Genomic DNA, 18,980 nt, shown 5'->3' on the forward strand with positions numbered 1-18,980 from the left:
TTGTTGAGTCGGATAGCCCAACAACTTCCAGCATCATACGGTTTGGCAAGGCCGCGAATGCAGGGGAAGCAATGATAGCAATTTCGATTTTGGTTGTGCAGTCCTATCAACAGGGCTAAAAAACGGAGTAAAGCAAATTGTTCATTTTAATTCGAAACGAATTTGGCTCCGGCATAGCAAATGACACACCCAAAACAATACAAGAATCGCGAAAATTTGGATCATCAATTTAAGCCTGCGCATCGGTCAGAACCAGTTGAATGGCTGGTGAGCGACACATTGATTGCGTATCCGGATGCACTCGCGATGATGGAGGAGCACGTTTCGCGCATAGCATCTGGCGAGAGTCCAGAACGTATCTGGCTACTGGAGCACCCTCCTCTTTATACCGCTGGCACAAGTGCGCAAATGAGTGACCTGTTGGCTCCTGACAAATTTCCAGTCTATGACGCTGGCCGCGGCGGAGAATTTACATATCATGGCCCAGGTCAGCGTATCGCTTATGTAATGTTAGATCTCAAACGTCGTAAACAGGATGTGCGGGCGTTTATTGCGTCATTGGAAGAGTGGATAATTCAAACGTTGGCACGCTTCAATATAAAGGGCGAAAGACGAGAGGACCGTGTTGGTGTTTGGGTTGTCCGTCCAGACAAGAAATCCACGCAACAAGGCTTTCCGGCAGAGGATAAAGTAGCTGCAATCGGTATCCGTTTACGCAAATGGGTAAGTTTTCACGGGATCGCAATCAATGTTGAACCGGATCTATCGCATTATTCCGGTATCGTACCTTGCGGAATCGCCGATCATGGTGTGACAAGCCTCGTCGACTTGGGGCTTCCAGTAACGATGAATGATCTTGACATTGCACTTAAACTTGCATTTGAAGATATTTTTGGGCCCACAAAGATAATCTAGAAGCAAGTTGAAGATGATGGTTGATGCAAAATTAGATAATAATCAAAAATTCTATATCACTGCAATATTATCGATCTTGGTATTCTATTTTCCGCTCATTATAAGTAATGATTATTATCGCGATGATTATTTCCGGGTGGTAGAACAACAACCGGGGTGGTCACCGCTCGGACGACCATTCGCCGACATATTGGCCCATATCATTTCAGCTGATTGGCAATGGCTTCCAGACTCATCGCCGCTTTTTCTCGTCGTAGCATTGGTATTGATCGTCACGGCAACTTGTCGCGCCTTACAGGTTCGAAAGCTGCCATTTAATTGTACGACTGCAACGCTTTTGATTACTTTCTTATTTAATCCATTTTTGCTAGCATCTATGCTTTATCGCTTCGATTGCGTAATCATGGCAGCTGGGTTGGCTTGTGGTTTAATGGCATGGGCGTATTTTCCGACTGCAAAAATCCGCGCAGCATTATTCTGCTTTATCGCGATGGGTTTTTATCAGTCATTCATCAATGTTTTTACGACCCTTATGATCATAGAGGTACTTTACCGTCTTTACCGTGGCGATAGCTTGCAGGAATCAGGAAGATACTTACTTAAAGGCCTGATTCTAGCAGTCGTCATCTGCGTATTATATTATCTATTCGCTAAATTATTTATTCAGAAATTCGCCGAGCAGAAAAGCGCCTTGGTTTTTATGGGTGACCGAAATATTCTTTATTATTATTCGGTTATGTTGGAAAACGTGTATTCGCGGTATTTCGGTTTTTTATCATCGACTGGAAAGTCATTGTATGGACTAGCGATATTGGTCGGACTTCTCGAGATCCAATTACGTTTTTATAAAGACGCTCAGTTCTCTCATCGCTTCTTACGTGCAGCAATCGTCTCTTTCACGTTTATTCTAATCTTACCTCTATCTCTAGGTGTTCTCTATGGAGTAGTTGGAAACGGGCGGATCGCACCGCGCCTCATGGCATCGTCAATTTTCTTCTCTGTCGTCATTGTTTTTTTGACATTGCGCTTTTCAACACGCCTACAAAGGTCATCTCTTGTACTCGATTTACAGCGCATCGCAACGACACGGATTACATGGTTCATCATAATTCTAATTTTGATTTGTCCTCTAGCTTTTAGCTACATTGCCAATAATGCCATTCGCAATCAGAATAAACGTGATCAATATCTGGTTCAACAATTGGCAACCTCCTTGGAAAAATATCCTATCGACAAACCAGCGTTCATCCTGGGCAAATTTGGGGTTGCACCTTTTGTGGATACAACATCCGAACGAATGCGTCTTTTGCGCCATATGCTTCCCCGTGTAGCAGATTGGACGTTGTGGTTGCGGTTGAAACAATTTGGCTATGACAACGTCATTTGGGCGGAGACACATATTGATGTTCGAAAAACCGTTGGACAATTATGTTCCACACAAATGAAACCAGATACTAAACGCCCCTATTTTTCTATATATGATATTGGAGACCATCTGTTTATTTGGGTTGGTCGTCGTGAAATGTGTTTGACTGAATACAACGGTATCGGTCGTGATGACGAAGACTGAAATGACGCAGACGAAACAGAAATCAACAATGAGCGTCTACAAACGTTATCGATCTTTTATATGGTTTGCCATTTCAGGTAGCATTGCATTTGTTATTGATTTTGTCATGTTATGGATTTTCAGCGCGCTCGGATTAAACCTTTGGGTTGCTAGGGCTCTGGCTTTTGCTGTTGCGGCAACATTTACATGGATATTCAACAGTCGCATTTCGTTTAAAGGACGAGATGCCCATTTGCGCAAAATGAAAGGTTGGAGCACTTACATTGCACTGGCCGCAATCGGTGGCAGTGTTAATTATTTCACCAGTATGCTCATTCTCAAGAATTTCACCCCGACAACGCCTATTGTGTTGTTATTTGCTGTTGCGGTAGGTTCGTGTTCTGGATTGTTTTTAAACTATGCAACAAGCCACTTCTTTTTTTTCAAAAAATGAACTTTCGTTTTTCGAAGATTGCCTTCTATTCGATTTTAGTCGCGAATAGCCATTATTCGACTGTCAGACGTAAAGAAAACGGCATCATTTTTCAAAAGAATGTCCACCAAAGCCTCTGAAATTAAAGCATCCAATTCATTGCAGCGTTCATCAGTTATATGTGCACTGATGTAACGACTATCTTTATAAAACCGATCTGCATCTAAGGATTTGACAATGGGATGCGTCATCACCTCCACCAATACGTCTTTTTTACCCGCAAGTTTTTTAATTTTCGCCAAACCATTGTCAATATCTGCGAGCGTAAGATCACAACTTGAAGTACTACCAAGGAAATAATCAGCTGTGCCGACATTGTATCGACGCAAGATTTGCTGCATCCCCTTTGCCCAATGAGACAACAAAGATCGCCGAGCGTTTCCTTTGAGCTTTGAAAAATAGTTACGGTTCGTTCGGTAATATTTCTCTGACGGCGTTCGTATGTAAGCAATGGGATATTTTTCGATGAGCGCTCTTATAACCGGTCGAAGAGCTGGTAAAACGTGAATATGGAGATGCCCATCGAGCCGAATTTGTTTCTCCGGGAAAATTGCGTGAACATAGTCTATTTGCTTGCAAAATTCGTCAAATATCCAAGAAAGCAATAGGTCCCGCTTGAGCGGATTTGAGAGCTTTAATAGAAGTTGACCGAGTGTAAGATGAAAAAAACCATCACTGGTCGCTATGTCAACCAAATTGCCACCGGTGTGGAGCGCCCTTCCCTCTAAAAGATTGAGATGCACATTCACATAAAGAGGATCGACACTTTTAAGTTGATCATAATTGCTTTGGTCTGCTCCGCCTGCAACGATACTTGTAGCCTGCAGCCGCCCTTTGGACATCGCTTTTATAATGCCATTTGAGCAAGATTCATTTAGTGAGAAGTCATCAGCATGAAAAAGGCAATGCAATGTCAACTTGCTTTTTCCTCAATACTCTGTGTTTCCTCGTCACCAACGCCACTTTTCTCACTTATGAAATATCGTGGTCGTGCCTTTACTTCATAAAAAATTTGTCGGACATAGACCGTCAGTAAACAAAAAGACGACAAAATTGCGATCCCGGTAATAAGAACAACCAGAATAAGCGTTGAAAAGCCGCTCACCGCCTTGCCTAAGAACTTAGAGATGACCGCGTCGCCGCCCACCAGTGCAGCGAAAATTATGAAAACGAGTGTGAGCGCCCAAATTAACATAAGCGGTTTTGCTGAAAAACCAGTCAGAGAATCGATCGCCAATCTCACTTTCTTCCAGAACGACCAACCGCTAACACCGACTAACCGATTTGCCGGGGTGAACGATACGCTGGTTTGTTTATAGCCCAACCAGTGAACGACACCACGATAGAAAAATAATTTTTCGGGGAGCGCGCGTAGTGCTTTTACAACTTTTCGGTCGAGAAGAATGAAATCACTCGAACCCTGAATATCATTTTCCGTAATCCAACGGAAAATTCGATAAAAGGATTGAGCGGCCAACCGACTGAAAAAAGACTCTTCCTGGCGTTCTTCCTTAACAGCAACAACGATCTCGGCCCCCTCTTCCCATTTTTTCAGCATTTCGAGGATAAGCTCTGGAGGGTGTTGCAAATCACTGTCGATAGTTATTACCACATCGGCATCCGCTACCGACAATCCGGCAGCAATAGCAGCTTCTTTGCCGAAGTTTTTTGCTAATCGAATACTAGTGATCTCGCAGTCGCTTGCAATTGCATTTTTTAAATGGAACCAGCTGTCATCGACTGAGCCATCGTCAACCAAAACAATGCGAACCTCATATGACGAACGTGCAAAAACTTCATCAACCCTTTTGATAAAAGAGTTGATACTGCTTCCTTCGTTATATACAGGACTGATAATTGCTATTTTAGTCATAGAAAATCCGGATGGTGTGCTATATTGCACTTCTTCGCACGAAATGCGCCGAAAGAAAAGCCTTGTGAACAGAACAGGAACGTTGTCGTTTTTTGCTGAAAAATGTATAAATTAGGCTATGATTCGTGTTGAATTTTAAAGTAAGCCAGAAGATAGATATAAGCTCCCATGGATGACAATGACAACGATCTTTTTGACATGTTTGGCAATGTGCAAAAAGCAAAGGAAACTGAAAAAACGGAGCCGAAAGTGCAATCGGCCGCCAGTGAACCTCAGATGTCGCAACCAAGAGCTCTAAAGGCTGAAATTGCTGCAGAAGATAGTTACGGGGCATCTTCCATTCGCGTTTTAGAAGGTTTGGAACCTGTCCGTCTTCGCCCGGGGATGTATATCGGTGGCACAGACAGCAAAGCATTGCATCATCTTTTTGCTGAAGTGATCGATAATGCTATGGATGAAGCTGTGGCGGGCTATGCTAATTTCATCGATGTTTCCCTTGATGCTGAAGGCTATCTCACAGTTACCGATAACGGTCGTGGTATCCCGGTAGAAAACCATCCTCAAATGCCTGACAAGTCTACGCTTGAAGTGATTATGACCGAACTTCATTCTGGCGGAAAATTCGACGGTAAAGCGTATGAAACATCGGGCGGCCTTCATGGTGTCGGTATTTCAGTCGTAAATGCGTTATCCGATGACATGGAAGTCGAGGTAGCGCGTGGTAAAAAGCTCTACAAACAATGTTTTTCTCGTGGCGTTCCCCAAACACCACTTCAAGATTTGGGAGATGTTCACAATCGTCGTGGTACGCGTGTGCGGTTCCATCCGGATGCGGAGATTTTTGGCAATAAAGCTGCTTTTGAGCCCGAACGCATCTATAAGATGGCGCGTTCGAAGGCCTATCTTTTTGGCGGCGTTGAAATCAGATGGAGCTGCGCTCCTGAAAAGCTGAATGGAGCAAAAGATGTTCCTGAAAAAGCTGTTTTTCATTTCCCTGGTGGTTTGAAGGACTACCTAGAAACTTCTCTTGGGGGTGATTATCGCGTTACAAACGAGATATTTGCTGGAAAAACAGAGCAGCGCGGCGGCCACGGATCTGTCGAGTGGTCTGTTGCTTGGTATGGCGGCGATGGTTTCGTACATTCTTATTGCAATACGATTCCCACTGGTGAAGGTGGAACTCATGAAGCGGGTTTAAGGCAGGCATTGCTCCGTGGTTTAAAGGCCTATGCTGAGCTGACCGGAAATAAAAGGGCTTCTGTTATCACGACGGATGACGTTATGATTTCAGCTGCGGCGATGCTTTCAGTCTTCATACGTGAACCCGAATTTGTCGGGCAGACAAAAGACCGTCTCGCCACTGTTGAAGCCCAACGGATAGTGGAAAATGCTATTCGTGATCCATTTGACCATTGGCTTGCAAATGCGCCTCAGGAAGCAACAAAGCTACTCGATTGGGTTGTAGAACGGGCTGAAGAGCGGCTCAAGCGGCGACAAGAAAAAGAAGTGAGCCGGAAATCAGCGGTGAGAAAACTCCGTTTGCCGGGAAAATTAGCCGACTGCACCCAAAATGCCGCCGCTGGAGCGGAATTGTTTATCGTGGAAGGTGATTCAGCTGGTGGTTCTGCAAAACAGGCGCGCAATCGTGCCACACAGGCAATTTTGCCTCTCCGCGGGAAGATTCTAAACGTTGCAAGTGCTGGCCGTGATAAGCTGGTCGCCAACCAAACAATTGCCGATTTAGTGCAAGCACTTGGCTGTGGAACACGATCCAAATACCGGCAAGATGATTTACGCTATGATCGTATCATCATCATGACGGATGCAGATGTCGACGGCGCCCACATTGCGTCTTTGCTGATTACATTTTTCTATCAGGAAATGCCTGACCTTATTCGCGAAGGACATCTATATCTAGCCGTGCCGCCGCTTTATCGTATCGCGCAGGGCGGGAATGTCGCTTATGCCCGCGATGATGCGCATAAAGATGAGTTATTGAAAACCAAATTTACCGGACGTGGAAAAATAGAGATCGGACGTTTCAAAGGATTGGGAGAGATGCGCGCGGATCAATTGAAAGAAACGACGATGGATCCGAAGAAACGTACCTTGTTGCGCGTCGATATTGATGTCCTGGACAACCAACTCACAAAAGAGGTTGTCGACGATCTTATGGGAACCAAACCAGAAGCTCGTTTCCGTTTCATTCAAGAAAATGCGGTGTTCGCGCACGATCTTGATATTTAGGGCTGAAACTGTTTGATATCTATCTCTGGATAGATTCAAATTTTCTTTGGATCAATCCTGGCTCAGTAGCAGTTTGAATCGGATATACGTTGTGTGATAAGTGGTTTATCTGGTTCAATCTGGAATTAGCCCGCTTAACCCACATACGGGAAGGTTCGGGCCATTTTAGGGCTAAGTATCAAAAGAGCCTAACAAGATTTGATCCCCGATATAACTCGATCGAATAGTGACCTGTTCGCCGGCGTGGCTTCATCATTACATTTACGAGCTAATAAAAAAACAGTCGTTATAATTTAGCCATTTTTTAAGTCTATGGCTCTACGTTGAATTAAAGCGGTGGGTTGATTTTTCTCTTTGTCGTAAGCACGAACCGAAACGGCCTGTAGTCTAATGAAAAATACTTTCCGCGAAGAACGCATCTTGTCGGTGCGCACTTTGAAATTTTCGCATTCGCTACGTCCTGTAGCAGAATTTTTCCCGAAACGTGTGGAATATCACCGAATTGCGGCACTGCATTTACTCAAATTAGTATCAGGCACGGTCGCTTCGTTGGCAACGATCGGTTCTTTTGCATATGCTGAAGAAATTATTTTCACTGGCAATGGCTCTGAATTAACAAGCGATCCCGCGGCAGATAATAGTGGCGCGCAGAGTTTATTGCCAAGTGTTACCTCTCCGTCCAATAATAATGTAACCGTAAACTCAGGTGTTTCCGGTTCATCTTACGCCATCCCTTCTCGCGTTTATGGCGGTTACAGCGCAGATGGTGCCGTTATGGACAATGTTGTTTCTGTCAATGGTGGCACAATGGGCCCTGTTTTCGGAGGCTACAGCGCTCGTGGTATCGTTTCAGGCAATAAAGTGGAAATTTCTGGGGGTACCATCCAGTATGGTGCCAATGCAGGCGTTGCGTATCGTCAGGTTTATGGTGGATATAGCCTGAGTGGTGATGTTGTAGGGAATAACGTCACTGTATCTGGAGGGACCTTTTTACCTGTCAATACATCGTCTACAGCGAGCATTGTGGGTGGAGGGAGCAGAGACGGAAAGGTTAGCGGTAATAGCATTGATTTTTCAAAAGGTACGATTTCTGGTTCGTTATCCGGAGGCGAGAGTAGTACGAATGATGCGGTAGAAAATCGCGTTACTGTAACTGGAGGCTATGTTGCTTTTGTTTATGGCGGCAGCAGTTCAAGCAAGCAAGCGACTGGAAACACCGTTAATATAGACGGTGGAAGTGTTCGCTTTGTCTTTGGCGGCATCACCCCTGGCTCAGGTCTAGTTAGTGAAAACACTGTGAATGTAACTGCAGGAACAGTTTCACGAACCATTTATGGCGGCCAAAGTTCCGGTGGGGTATCGTCGTCCAATAAAGTCAATATATACGGCGGTACAATTAATGCGGATGTGATTGGTGGTTCAACATCATCGGGACAAGCTGTAAATAACACAGTTGCGCTTTTCGGTGAAAAAATGTCCATAATCGGAAGTCTATATGGCGGTTATGACTACAACGCCAATGCCGTGGAGATTTTCAGTGGCAATACACTTAATTTGAATGAATATCGCGGCAGCGTCAAAGGGATCTATAATTTCGAAAACTATAACTGGATCTTGCCTAAAAATGTGGTCAGTGGTGATACACTGATTAAAATCACCGGGAATGATTCAGTCAATCTAACGGGGACCACCCAAACGGTCGCCATGACAAATGACGGCAACGTTTTGAATGTCGGTGACAGTATCACGCTCATCGACAAAGCGCATGGGTTTGGAAGCAAGGATATAACTGTTTCTCAAGGTTTCTTCCTGAACTACAATATGGAAGTGTCTGATAGCAGCAATGCCCTCGTTCTGACGGTTAAACAGCAAACCGAAGTTGATCCGAATCCTCCCAAGCCCGACCCTGATCCCGAGCCTAGTCCGGGCCCAGATCCAAAGCCGGAACCGACACCCGATCCTGAACCGGGTATTCCACCTGTTAAGCCTGTTGATCCGATTGAATTGAACCCATCATCCAACGCGTTTTCAGCAGGGCGTGCAGCATCTCTTGCCTTCCTGACACAAGGTTCGGATCTTATAGCTATCCATGGTGGCAATGCTGCGCGTGCAGCTTTAGCGGCGGCTGATGCTGATGTATCGCACTATGGGTTTGTGCCTTTCATAGTTACAAGCGGCGGATCTTCACGTTATAAAACTGGAAGCCATATTGATGTAAAAGGCGTAAATACAGCGCTCGGCATCGCTTCAGGACTTTCTTTCGGTGCGGGTCATCAATTGACCTTAGCGGCATTTTATGAATTTGGGCGCGGCAATTACGATAGTTATAATGCAATTGAAACTGGCTCCATCTATGGCGATGGCAATGTAAATTATAGCGGTGGAGGACTGTTGTTCCGTTTAGATTTTTCTGGAACGGGACTTGGACGCGTCTCAAAGCTCCGGTCTGACGTCAACGATGGCCTTTACGCCGAGGGTTCCATCCGTACGGGTGAAACCACGATGGACTTTGATAGTTCTGATCTTGTCGATGGTGAAGGGTACCGCGGCCGTTACGATTCAAAAGTAAGATATTATGGAGCTCATGCAGTTGCAGGCTATGTGTTTAACTTCAATGATTATCAATCGTTGGATGTTTATACGCGCTACATGTGGACAAAAATGGAAAGTGATACTGTTTCAATAGGGAAAGATCGTTTGCGTTTCGACAGCTCCGCGAGCAGTAAAATCAGAGTTGGTGCACGCTATTCCCACCGCATAAACGAACAGATAAAACCTTATATAGGTGCTGCATACGAACATGAATTTAAAGGCGAAGTATCAGCCCGGGCTTATAGTTTCGAGCTTGATAAGCCGTCATTGAAAGGAGACACCGCCGTTCTTGAGCTCGGTGTTTCATTTACCCCTGTAAAAGGCAAACCGTTCAACATTGACGTTGCTGGTGAAGGTTACGCCGGACAAAGGCAAGGCGGGGGTGGTTCTGTGAAATTGAAGTATCAGTTTTGATGGGCGATAGAGCCTGAATACACGAATTTGGTCATCACAGCTCTGCAACTATTCTCAGGTGGTTTTGTGATGGCCAAATCACTTCATTGACGCCTTTGTCCTCAATACAGTTGATAAGCGGTTTTCGCTCTGCCTTTATCCTATCTGGATTCAGCTGCATCAATGACGCGCAGCTGAGTTGAGATGGAGCCATTCCAATAATTTAAACTCAAATTACCGGCTATATGGATCGTTTGCCCAACATGTGATTGCAGAAAGTCTCCAAGCGGAGTCCCCACTGAACGAAAAGCAATTGCCTTCAATTTGGCTCCCGATACGTTTGAGATAGACATAGTGAGATGCCCTTTTCCCACTTCTCTAATATCGACCAGCCGATGCGCGGGAAGAGCAAAGACCGGTGTTGCATTACCTGATCCGAATGGTCCAGCTTTATCCACCATGTCATACAGATCCTTTGTAGCGCCGGCCGCAGAAATTGTCCCGTCAATTAAAAGGCTTTTTTGCGCACGTAAACTATCAACCCGTTCCGATAACTTTCCCTCTAACCATGACCTGAATTGTTCAATGTTGGCCTCTTTTATGGTGAGGCCCGCAGCCATTGCGTGCCCGCCGCCTTTTTCTAATATGCCAAGTTCAACGCCCTCTCGAACGAGTTCTCCCAAATCGATACCACTTATTGAACGTCCTGACCCCGCTCCGGTACCATCGGATTTGAGTGCTATTGCAAATGCAGGACAATGAAACCGCTCTTTCAGGCGCGCTGCCATGATTCCGACGATACCTGGATGCCAGTCTGCGTGAGCGACGACAATCACTTTCGGTATACCGTCACGCGCCATGTAGGCCACGTCGGCCTCAGCTTGTTCTAATTGCTGCGCCTCCATGTCTTGCCGTTCTTGGTTGAGGCTATTGAGCTGTTCGGCAATAGAATTAGCTTCTTCAAGATTTTCACAGGTAAGCAATTTTGCACCCAAAGCCGGATCACCAATACGCCCACCAGCATTTATACGCGGCCCCAGTAAATATCCAAGATGGAAGCTATTCAATGGCTCGCCTACCCGAGAAACTCTCGACAATGCTGCGATACCTGGGTTGCTCATGCTGCGCGCGACCTGGATGCCTTTCGTAACGAACGCACGGTTGACTCCCATTAACGGTACCACATCACATACCGTAGCTAGCGCCACCAAATCTAAATACTTTAAAATATCCGGCAGATTCCCGTTTCGTTGTTGTTGACGCAACAACCGGCTGGTCCATGCTATTGTCATGAAAACAACGCCTGCTGCACAAAGATGCCCCTGCCCCGATTGATCATCCGGCCGATTGGGGTTTACCAAGGCATTTGCTTCGTTGTGAATACTTCCCATTTGATGGTGGTCCAAAACAATAACATCTGCTTGCGCTTGGCGCGCCGCTCTTATGGCTTCAGGGCTATTTGCACCACAATCGACGGTAACAATCAGACTGGCACCCTCCTCGACCAACATTTTCATGGCTTGCGGATTTGGCCCATATCCCTCGACTATGCGATCAGGAATATAAATACGGCAGTTTAAGCCAAGTGCACTTAAGAACCGGTATAATATTGCTGACGAACAGGCGCCGTCGACGTCGTAGTCTCCGAAGATCGCAACATTTTCTTTAGCGATAACGGCTTTCACCAGCCTATCGGCAGCCTTTTCCATATCTTTCAAAAGTTTCGGGTCAGGCAACAAGCTGCGAATAGTCGGGTTGAGGTAGTCAACCGCCAAATGTTCCTCTACACCGCGTGCTGCTAGAACACGCGCAAGTGGTTCAGCAATTCCATATTTCTGTGAAATCACCATTGCTTGATTAGCGCCGTCGACATCCAAACTATCAAGCCAAGCTTGTCCAACGGCTGAATGCGTCACGTTTAAAAAAAAGCGTTTTTTCTGCGTCATATTGATTGTGATGCTACAAACCGGAATTAAAAGCAATTCAAGATCATAAATATTGGCATATCAAGTAACATACAAATGGATTCATTAAGTAAGCGAAGACGAACATTCCAGCACTCAAAAATGCCTCAAAATGTCCGCCGTCATTGTTATTAACGCAAAGAGTTCAGGGCTTGGTCGATATCTGCTACAATATCGTCAACATCTTCAATTCCTATAGACAGTCGAACAACGTCGGGTCCTGCACCAGCTGCAACACGTTGATCGTCGGTCAATTGTCGGTGCGTTGTAGAAGCGGGGTGGATAACCAAAGATTTTGTATCTCCAATATTTGCCAAGAGTGAAAACAGTTTCAAAGATGAAACAAACTTCACACCTGCATCGTAACCGCCCTTTACACCAAAGGTGAATACGGCACCTGCGCCTTTTGGCGCATAACGCTGTTGCAACGAATGATATTTACTATCCGCAAGCCCCGCATAATTAACCCATGACACTTTATGATGTTTTTGTAGATATTGGGCTACCGATAAGGCATTGTCACAATGTTTTTGCATGCGAAGTGGCAATGTTTCTGCTCCAGTTAGGAGAAGAAACGCATTGAATGGCGATATCGTCGGTCCAAAATCACGCATTCCTAAAACGCGGGCAGCAAGCGCAAACGCCACATTGCCCAATGCTTCATAAAGCACAATACCGGCATAATCGGGTCGAGGCTCTGTAAGTTTTTTATAGTTGCCCGACTTCGCCCAATCAAAGGTGCCGCCATCAATGAGGATGCCACCCATTGAGTTTCCGTGACCACCGATAAACTTCGTCAAGGAATGAACAACAATGTCAGCACCATGTTCAATTGGCCGAACGAGGTAGGGTGTCGCCAATGTATTGTCGACAATCAGGGGGATTCCATGAGCATGAGCAATATCGGCAATGGCCTTGATATCGACAACAATGCCACCTGGATTTGCAAAGCTTTCTATATAAATAGCACGCGTGCGCGCATCTATTTGATCGATGAAAGACGCAGGGTTTTCGCTATCGGCCCAACGAACCTGCCAATCGAATGACTTGAATGCATTTCCAAATTGGTTGATAGAGCCGCCATAGAGTTGTCTGCCAGCGACGAAGTTATCGCCCGCCTCCATAAGCGTGTGAAATGTCAAGAATTGAGCAGCATGACCAGACGATGTCGCAAGCGCTGCGGTGCCGCCCTCAAGTGTCGCGATTTTTTCTTCTAAAACTGCTTGGGTAGGATTGGTTATACGCGTATAAATATTGCCGGGTTCGGTGAGCGCAAATCGATTTGCTGCCTGATCTGCATCATCAAAGACATATGCCGTCGTCTGATAGATTGGCGTTGCCCTTGCCCCTGTTGTGGGATCGGGCGCAGCGCCTGCATGCACCGCTAATGTTTCAAAGCCTGGTTGTTTGTTTTTCATCAAATCCTCCGATAATTATTTTACCTAAAATATACGCGTTTTCAGGTACAGCAAGAAAACCGTTTCTCTATGTTGTTGAGAAAAAAACTTTCTTAATCAAGACAGTTCTATTTTTGGACATCTGTCCATAACAACGGTTAATCCATTTCTCACTGCAATCTCGGCGGCATCCTCGTCAAAAACGCCCAATTGGGTCCAAAAAATCTTCGGAATTTTCCGCATTTTCAAAACTTCATTGAGAACGCCAACAACCGCATTGGATTTTCGGAAAACGTCGACCATGTCTACCGGTTTATCGATATCTGCAAGACTGCCGTAGACTATTTGGTTCAAAATTGAACCACCAGCCAGACCGGGATTGACAGGCAATACATCATACCCACGCGATAATAGATAAGCCATAACTTCGTAACTTGGTCGCTCAGGGTTAGCGGAGGCACCGACAAGCGCAATGCTGCTTACGCCCTGCAATAGGGTGACGATCGCTTTGTGGTCTGTTAAATAGCTGCCGGTTGACATGGGATTACCTTATAAATTTCTGTTTTCATATGATTATAGCATAGGCCTGGATAACGTGCATATAAAAGAACAAGGTATTATGATACCACAATAATAAGACATTGATAATATGCGGTTATTTTTATGTTGACCGTTCATGTCCAACGATATATGTATCCGCCCAACATGCCGCAAAGGCGTGTTTTTTTGTTGTGGTCATCGCCACAACGTCAAGCAACAAAAAACGCCTTCGTTTTACGAGGGATTTTATAAAGGAAACCTTCAATGGCAACTTTTTCACAAAAGCCTGCTGAAGTGGTAAAGAAATGGGTCATCATTGACGCTGAAAACCTTGTTCTAGGTCGTCTTGCCACGCTCGTTGCAAACCGTCTTCGCGGTAAGCATAAAGCAACCTTCACACCTCACGTTGATGATGGTGATAATGTTATTGTTATCAATGCTGACAAAGTCGCGTTGACCGGCAAGAAATATACAGACAAAAAATACTACTGGCACACAGGCTATATTGGCGGAATCAAAGAGCGCACAGCGCGCCAGATTCTCGAAGGTCGTTTTCCTGAACGTGTCGTAGAAAAAGCAATTGAACGCATGATTCCCCGCGGGCCGCTTGGTCGTCGCCAGATGAAGAATCTTCGTGTTTACGCTGGCAGCCAGCACCCACATGAAGCACAGCAGCCGGAAGCTATTGATGTCGGCGCTTTGAACCGTAAAAACAAAAGGATTGCTTAATCATGGCTGAGATCAATTCTCTTTCCGAACTTGGTGCGGCAACCGGTGTTGTTGAAGCTACCGAAAACGCTGCACCAGTACATGTGCAGAAACTTGATGATCAGGGCCGCGCTTACGCTACCGGCAAACGTAAAGATGCAGTTGCCCGCGTATGGGTAAAGCCTGGTTCCGGTAAGATCATCGTAAATGGTAAGGATTTCGACAAATACTTTGCTCGTCCAGTCCTTCAGATGATTTTGCGCCAGCCACTCGTTGCGACAAATCGGGATGGTCAGTTTGACATTATCGCGACTGTTGCTGGTGGTGGCCTTTCTGGCCAAGCCGGTGCTGTACGGCACGGTATTTCCAAGGCCTTGACCTATTACGAACCAGCATTGCGCGCTATCTTGAAAAAGGGTGGCTTCCTTACGCGTGACAGTCGCGTTGTTGAACGTAAGAAATACGGTAAGGCCAAGGCTCGCCGTTCTTTCCAGTTCTCGAAGCGTTAATATCGTTTCAGATATATTGGAAAACCCCGCTTTCATGCGGGGTTTTTCTTTTGAGTAATGCCGAATCTTCATATTAGACGTCATTTGCGTGCGTAGAACGTGTCTTGGTTCGATTCGTATGTTGGATAGTAATAATTGTATGAATTTAATACCACTAGCCTAAAAAGCGTTTGACCATGGCTATAAAATTGGGAACTGATATCGGTTTGGACATGTAGTCCTCACAACCACTGGCCCGGATGCGTTCTTCATCGCCCTTCATAGCAAAAGCTGTAACGGCTACGACGGGGATTTTTTTGAGTTCGCTGTCAGCTTTCAACTGCTTAATGACATCAATGCCTGAGACTTCCGGCAATTGTATATCCATGAGAATCAAACCGGGTTCATTTTTTCTAGCTAAATCCAATGCGGCAAGTCCGCTACGCGTTTCAACGGTTTCGTAGCCGCTGGCTTCGACAAGATCGCGAAACAACTTCATGTTTAATTCGTTATCTTCCACAATCATGACTTTTTTCGGCATCGTTCAAACTCCGCTCTTTCGGCATTACATTTGCAAGAGTACACTCCATTCGGTTACCACTTGGCTAAAATGATATGAAAAAACAGATTAATAATCGTGAAGAAGCGGAAGAACTTGCAATTGCAGCGCTTCTGTTTATTGCAAATGACGTTGAACTTATGCCCCGTTTTCTCAATCTTACCGGCATAACAGCGCTGGAAATCCGTGAGGCAGCACGTTCTTCCGGCTTTCTCGCGGGCGTTTTACAATTTATTCTAGCGCATGAGCCGACACTCTTAGCTTTTTCCGATGCATCTGGGTACCCTCCTCAAGCGATCAGTCAGGCGCAACAACTTTTACCCGGTGGAGAGCATATTGAATGGCTTTAGCACCATTTGATCAACCGAATTTTGGGTTTTGTCGCGATTGTTTCACACTTCAACAAAAGAACAACAAACGCTGCCAAAAATGCGGATCGCCACGTTTGATCCACCACAATGAATTATATAGGCTCTCTTTGGCACATATAGACTGCGATGCATTCTATGCATCCGTGGAAAAGAGAGATCACCCCGAACTACGCGATAAGCCTGTCATCATTGGAGGTGGGAAGCGAGGGGTTGTATCGACGGCTTGTTACATAGCGCGTATCAACGGCGTCAGGTCTGCTATGCCAATGTTCAAAGCGTTGGAGCTATGTCCAGATGCAGTCGTTGTTCCGCCGAATATGGGAAAATACACGCGTGTCGGAGCAGAGATAAAGCTTCTCATGCATGATTTAACGCCTTTAGTGGAACCACTTTCCATTGATGAAGCTTTTCTGGACATGACCGGAACAGAAAAGCTTCACAAGGCGCCTGCAGCCTATACTCTGGCACGTTTCGCCGACCAAGTGGAGCGTGAGATAGGCATAACCATATCCGTTGGTCTTTCTTACTGTAAATTTCTCGCAAAAGTAGCATCCGACATCGATAAACCAAAAGGTTTCTCCGTTATTGGCAAGGAGGAAGCCCTATCCTTCTTAGCACAAAGGCCGGTAACGACCATTTGGGGTGTCGGTGCTTCACTCGCGCAGAAATTGGCGGGTGATGGCATTACCCAAATAGGTCAGCTCCAGCAAATGGAGGAGAGTTCTTTGATGAGACGCTACGGACAGATGGGCCAACGATTGTTTCACCTGTCACGCGGTCAGGACAGTCGTCGGGTCGAGCCATCACATGAAATGAAAAGCGTTTCTGCGGAAACAACATTTTCCAGTGATTTGAAAGACAAGGGTGATCTCGTACCTGTACTACGTGCACTATCCGAGAAAGTTGCATATCGCTTGAAGATGAGCGACATCGCAGGACAAACTGTTGTACTAAAGTTGAAAACGAAGGATTTTAAAAGCCGTACTCGGAACAAGCATCTTCAAAATCCAACGCAGCTAGCCGACCGTATATTTCGCGTCAGTCTCGAATTGCTTGAAAAAGAAGTCGATGGCACCGCCTTTCGTCTCTTAGGCGTAGGAATACAGCACCTCACAGAGCGGTTCTCACCGGATCCAGCGGACCTGCTTGATGGCACTGCACTCAAACGTGCCGCAGCCGAGACTGCTATAGATAAATTGCGCAAGAAATTCGGTGGTAGCGCGATTGAAACCGGTTACACCTTCGGGCGTAAAACGACGAAATCCGGCGAAGACAAAGACAGTTAGGATATTAAATGCAAAGGTTTTACATTGGTGATGTCCATGGATATCCGGAACCATTGGAATTGCTATTAAACGAGATATCTCGAAATTATCACGTTGAGGATGTTTGCGTTAACTTTATTGGTGATCTCGTGGACAGGGGCCCCGATTCGCGCGCTGTTTTACAACTCGTTTTGAATGCGAAAAACCTATGGCCAGATTGTCATCTTCACCTTGGGAATCACGATCAAAAATTTCGATCTGTCATAAAAGAGGGTGCTCGATCTGAGAGTATGACGGCATGGCTGCGTTATGGGGGTGAGGAAACGCTTGCTTCATATGAAGTTGATCGATCACGCGTCAATGATGTTTCACATCTTTATCCGGAGCATCTCAGGCTATTGAGTGAGGCTTGTCTGTATCGTCTTGAAGGAAGCTTTATCAGCGCCCACGCGGGTATCGATTTTGACATCCCGATTGAGCAGCAAAGCGAAGAAACGCTATGTTGGATAAGGGATAGTTTTCTCGATCACGTTGATCCTGCGGCGCCGGTTGTTATTCATGGGCACACAATTGTGGGCGACTATCCGGTGATAACTGAAAACCGTATTTCTATTGATACGGGAATTTATCGTTCCGGACGCCTTACCTGCTGTCTCATTGATGATGATATCAATGTTGAGTTTCTGCAAGCCTGTGATGGTGAACTCAAAAAGGTCGCCCCTGTCGTTATAGATAGAGGTTATGGAACGTTTCTGGATCGTAAAGACCTGACATGGACATCGTAGCGGCCAATTATATGATCGTCCCACACCTTTCATTAGGTAGATGGCTGGTTACTAGGGTTTCAATCAATCGATGAAGTTTACGCTAAGATAGCTGCGTGATAGGATAAGCCCATAGCCATTCTATAGCACAGCAATTATTCACCGCTTTGTTAAGGATAATTTACAGACACTTATCAAGATAAATAAATACTACGTTCGCGACAGAAGAGGTGGCGATCCCGACAGGATTCGAACCTGTGACCCACGGCTTAGAAGGCCGTTGCTCTATCCAACTGAGCTACGGGACCGCATTAAACATGAGAATGCTATAAGCTGGTCTTAATGTGTCCAAGGTTGCTGACGGTCGCTGCGAAAATTATCAGAGTAGGAAACTCTTTTCCGCTCAGCTTCGTGAGCTTCTTCAACTTTGTAGGGAATACCATTTTTTATAGCGTAAGCGACAGCTTCTTGCTGCGTTTCAAATTCAAGTCGAACTTGACTTTTCATATCGGCCGTTGAGGTATAACCCATCAAAGGCTCAATCATTTTAGCTTCACTTGGCTCATACTGGAGAACCCAAAATCCTGTTTTAGCTTTTCCAGACTGCATGGCAGTTTTAGCAGGACTGTAAATACGAGCAACCATGATTTCTTCCCTTCAGATCATGCAATGCATTTATATAACAATATTCTTAGCACTATGTCGCATCATCTTTTTGTCAAATCAAGGCATGGTCGGAGCGATAGGATTCGAACCTACGACCCCCTGATCCCAAATCAGGTGCGCTACCAGGCTGCGCTACGCTCCGACGATTTGCCTTCGACGCACCTTCCCTAAATTCTTCCTACGAGAAGTGCAAGCG

The 18,980-nt window shown here is 45.6% G+C and carries 17 protein-coding genes and 2 tRNA genes; 10 read left to right on the forward strand and 9 right to left on the reverse strand.

Translation table 11 applies throughout. The features are described from left to right. Positions 1 to 180 precede the first annotated feature (180 nt). The 3 genes from lipB to ACYSNS_RS08710 are packed head-to-tail and all read left to right on the forward strand — an operon-like array spanning position 181 to position 2,918. Positions 181 to 915 (forward strand): lipoyl(octanoyl) transferase LipB, encoded by a 735-nt coding sequence (gene lipB / locus ACYSNS_RS08700; protein ID WP_461722744.1) that lies wholly within the window; start codon positions 181 to 183, stop codon positions 913 to 915. Between the two features lie 13 nt (positions 916 to 928). Then, the gene (locus tag ACYSNS_RS08705) at positions 929 to 2,485 is read left to right on the forward strand and encodes a glucosyltransferase domain-containing protein (RefSeq protein ID WP_461722745.1); all 1,557 of its coding nucleotides are present in this window, start codon (positions 929 to 931) and stop codon (positions 2,483 to 2,485) included. 28 nt (positions 2,486 to 2,513) lie between these two features. Further along, positions 2,514 to 2,918 (forward strand): GtrA family protein, encoded by a 405-nt coding sequence (locus ACYSNS_RS08710; protein WP_461722746.1) that lies wholly within the window; start codon positions 2,514 to 2,516, stop codon positions 2,916 to 2,918. A 35-nt stretch (positions 2,919 to 2,953) separates the two neighbouring features. On the opposite strand, the gene ACYSNS_RS08715 is transcribed toward ACYSNS_RS08710, so the two are convergent. Together ACYSNS_RS08715 and ACYSNS_RS08720 are read right to left on the reverse strand one after the other, a co-directional pair. Next, entirely contained in the window at positions 2,954 to 3,874 is a 921-nt protein-coding gene (locus ACYSNS_RS08715; protein ID WP_461722747.1) for a ChbG/HpnK family deacetylase, read from the reverse strand. Next, a complete protein-coding gene (locus ACYSNS_RS08720) occupies positions 3,871 to 4,830 on the reverse strand; it encodes a glycosyltransferase family 2 protein (RefSeq protein ID WP_461722748.1) in 960 nt (319 codons plus the stop codon). Before ACYSNS_RS08720 ends, ACYSNS_RS08715 begins: the two co-directional genes overlap by 4 nt. Positions 4,831 to 4,998: 168 nt before the next feature. On the opposite strand from ACYSNS_RS08720, the gene parE reads away from it, so the two are divergent. Together parE and ACYSNS_RS08730 are read left to right on the forward strand one after the other, a co-directional pair. Continuing rightward, positions 4,999 to 7,077, forward strand: a complete 2,079-nt coding sequence (parE, locus tag ACYSNS_RS08725) for a DNA topoisomerase IV subunit B (protein ID WP_461722749.1) — start codon at positions 4,999 to 5,001, stop codon at positions 7,075 to 7,077. Positions 7,078 to 7,467: 390 nt separating this feature from the next. Further along, on the forward strand, positions 7,468 to 10,083 hold the full coding sequence (locus ACYSNS_RS08730; RefSeq protein ID WP_461722750.1) for a hypothetical protein: 2,616 nt from the start codon (positions 7,468 to 7,470) through the stop codon (positions 10,081 to 10,083). Positions 10,084 to 10,223: 140 nt separating this feature from the next. On the opposite strand, the gene recJ is transcribed toward ACYSNS_RS08730, so the two are convergent. From recJ to ACYSNS_RS08745, 3 genes are all read right to left on the reverse strand, one after another. Beyond that, the gene (gene recJ, locus ACYSNS_RS08735) at positions 10,224 to 12,008 is read right to left on the reverse strand and encodes a single-stranded-DNA-specific exonuclease RecJ (protein WP_461722751.1); all 1,785 of its coding nucleotides are present in this window, start codon (positions 12,006 to 12,008) and stop codon (positions 10,224 to 10,226) included. 149 nt (positions 12,009 to 12,157) lie between these two features. Continuing rightward, complete coding sequence (locus ACYSNS_RS08740) at positions 12,158 to 13,444, reverse strand: O-acetylhomoserine aminocarboxypropyltransferase (protein ID WP_461722752.1); 1,287 nt, start codon at positions 13,442 to 13,444, stop codon at positions 12,158 to 12,160. A gap of 96 nt (positions 13,445 to 13,540) precedes the next feature. Then, positions 13,541 to 13,963: a CoA-binding protein gene (locus ACYSNS_RS08745; protein WP_461722753.1), complete on the reverse strand. Its 423-nt coding sequence runs from the start codon at positions 13,961 to 13,963 to the stop codon at positions 13,541 to 13,543. Positions 13,964 to 14,227: 264 nt separating this feature from the next. Between ACYSNS_RS08745 and rplM the strand changes: the two genes are divergently transcribed. After that, entirely contained in the window at positions 14,228 to 14,692 is a 465-nt protein-coding gene (rplM, locus tag ACYSNS_RS08750) for a 50S ribosomal protein L13 (protein WP_461722754.1), read from the forward strand. A gap of 2 nt (positions 14,693 to 14,694) precedes the next feature. Further along, entirely contained in the window at positions 14,695 to 15,180 is a 486-nt protein-coding gene (rpsI, locus tag ACYSNS_RS08755; RefSeq protein ID WP_461722755.1) for a 30S ribosomal protein S9, read from the forward strand. A gap of 154 nt (positions 15,181 to 15,334) precedes the next feature. Here the strand turns inward: rpsI and ACYSNS_RS08760 are convergent, their stop codons facing one another. Next, entirely contained in the window at positions 15,335 to 15,700 is a 366-nt protein-coding gene (locus ACYSNS_RS08760) for a response regulator (protein ID WP_461722756.1), read from the reverse strand. A gap of 74 nt (positions 15,701 to 15,774) precedes the next feature. Here ACYSNS_RS08760 and ACYSNS_RS08765 point away from each other — a divergent pair, with 74 nt between their 5' ends. From ACYSNS_RS08765 to ACYSNS_RS08775, 3 genes are read left to right on the forward strand one after another with little or no spacing between them, the layout of a single operon-like run. Next, positions 15,775 to 16,068 carry a DUF3572 domain-containing protein gene (locus tag ACYSNS_RS08765; RefSeq protein WP_461722757.1) on the forward strand — a complete coding sequence of 98 codons (294 nt, stop codon included), beginning with the start codon at positions 15,775 to 15,777 and terminating at the stop codon, positions 16,066 to 16,068. Further along, entirely contained in the window at positions 16,059 to 17,375 is a 1,317-nt protein-coding gene (locus ACYSNS_RS08770; protein ID WP_461722758.1) for a DNA polymerase IV, read from the forward strand. The genes ACYSNS_RS08765 and ACYSNS_RS08770 overlap by 10 nt, the downstream gene beginning before the upstream one ends. An 8-nt stretch (positions 17,376 to 17,383) precedes the next feature. Beyond that, positions 17,384 to 18,139, forward strand: coding sequence for a metallophosphoesterase (locus tag ACYSNS_RS08775; protein ID WP_461722759.1), 756 nt, complete (start codon positions 17,384 to 17,386; stop codon positions 18,137 to 18,139). Between the two features lie 210 nt (positions 18,140 to 18,349). Here the strand turns inward: ACYSNS_RS08775 and ACYSNS_RS08780 are convergent. The 3 genes from ACYSNS_RS08780 to ACYSNS_RS08790 form a co-directional block, all read right to left on the reverse strand. Further along, a tRNA-Arg gene (locus tag ACYSNS_RS08780) sits at positions 18,350 to 18,426 on the reverse strand. 31 nt (positions 18,427 to 18,457) lie between these two features. Further along, entirely contained in the window at positions 18,458 to 18,763 is a 306-nt protein-coding gene (locus tag ACYSNS_RS08785; protein WP_461722760.1) for an ETC complex I subunit, read from the reverse strand. Positions 18,764 to 18,849: 86 nt separating this feature from the next. After that, positions 18,850 to 18,926 (reverse strand) — tRNA-Pro (locus ACYSNS_RS08790). Between the last annotated feature and the right edge of the window lie 54 nt (positions 18,927 to 18,980).

This window comes from Bartonella sp. LJL80 (genome assembly GCF_054871565.1).

Coding starts and splice junctions, on each gene's coding strand:
- ACYSNS_RS08730 (WP_461722750.1), top strand. CDS start 7,468: ATGAAAAATACTTTCCGCGAAGAACGCATCTTGTCGGTGCGCACTTTG.
- ACYSNS_RS08745 (WP_461722753.1), bottom strand. CDS start 13,963: ATGTCAACCGGCAGCTATTTAACAGACCACAAAGCGATCGTCACCCTA.
- ACYSNS_RS08705 (WP_461722745.1), top strand. CDS start 929: ATGATGGTTGATGCAAAATTAGATAATAATCAAAAATTCTATATCACT.
- ACYSNS_RS08785 (WP_461722760.1), bottom strand. CDS start 18,763: ATGGTTGCTCGTATTTACAGTCCTGCTAAAACTGCCATGCAGTCTGGA.
- ACYSNS_RS08720 (WP_461722748.1), bottom strand. CDS start 4,830: ATGACTAAAATAGCAATTATCAGTCCTGTATATAACGAAGGAAGCAGT.
- rplM (WP_461722754.1), top strand. CDS start 14,228: ATGGCAACTTTTTCACAAAAGCCTGCTGAAGTGGTAAAGAAATGGGTC.
- ACYSNS_RS08760 (WP_461722756.1), bottom strand. CDS start 15,700: ATGCCGAAAAAAGTCATGATTGTGGAAGATAACGAATTAAACATGAAG.
- recJ (WP_461722751.1), bottom strand. CDS start 12,008: ATGACGCAGAAAAAACGCTTTTTTTTAAACGTGACGCATTCAGCCGTT.
- ACYSNS_RS08710 (WP_461722746.1), top strand. CDS start 2,514: ATGAGCGTCTACAAACGTTATCGATCTTTTATATGGTTTGCCATTTCA.
- ACYSNS_RS08740 (WP_461722752.1), bottom strand. CDS start 13,444: ATGAAAAACAAACAACCAGGCTTTGAAACATTAGCGGTGCATGCAGGC.
- lipB (WP_461722744.1), top strand. CDS start 181: ATGACACACCCAAAACAATACAAGAATCGCGAAAATTTGGATCATCAA.
- rpsI (WP_461722755.1), top strand. CDS start 14,695: ATGGCTGAGATCAATTCTCTTTCCGAACTTGGTGCGGCAACCGGTGTT.
- parE (WP_461722749.1), top strand. CDS start 4,999: ATGGATGACAATGACAACGATCTTTTTGACATGTTTGGCAATGTGCAA.
- ACYSNS_RS08765 (WP_461722757.1), top strand. CDS start 15,775: ATGAAAAAACAGATTAATAATCGTGAAGAAGCGGAAGAACTTGCAATT.
- ACYSNS_RS08770 (WP_461722758.1), top strand. CDS start 16,059: ATGGCTTTAGCACCATTTGATCAACCGAATTTTGGGTTTTGTCGCGAT.
- ACYSNS_RS08775 (WP_461722759.1), top strand. CDS start 17,384: ATGCAAAGGTTTTACATTGGTGATGTCCATGGATATCCGGAACCATTG.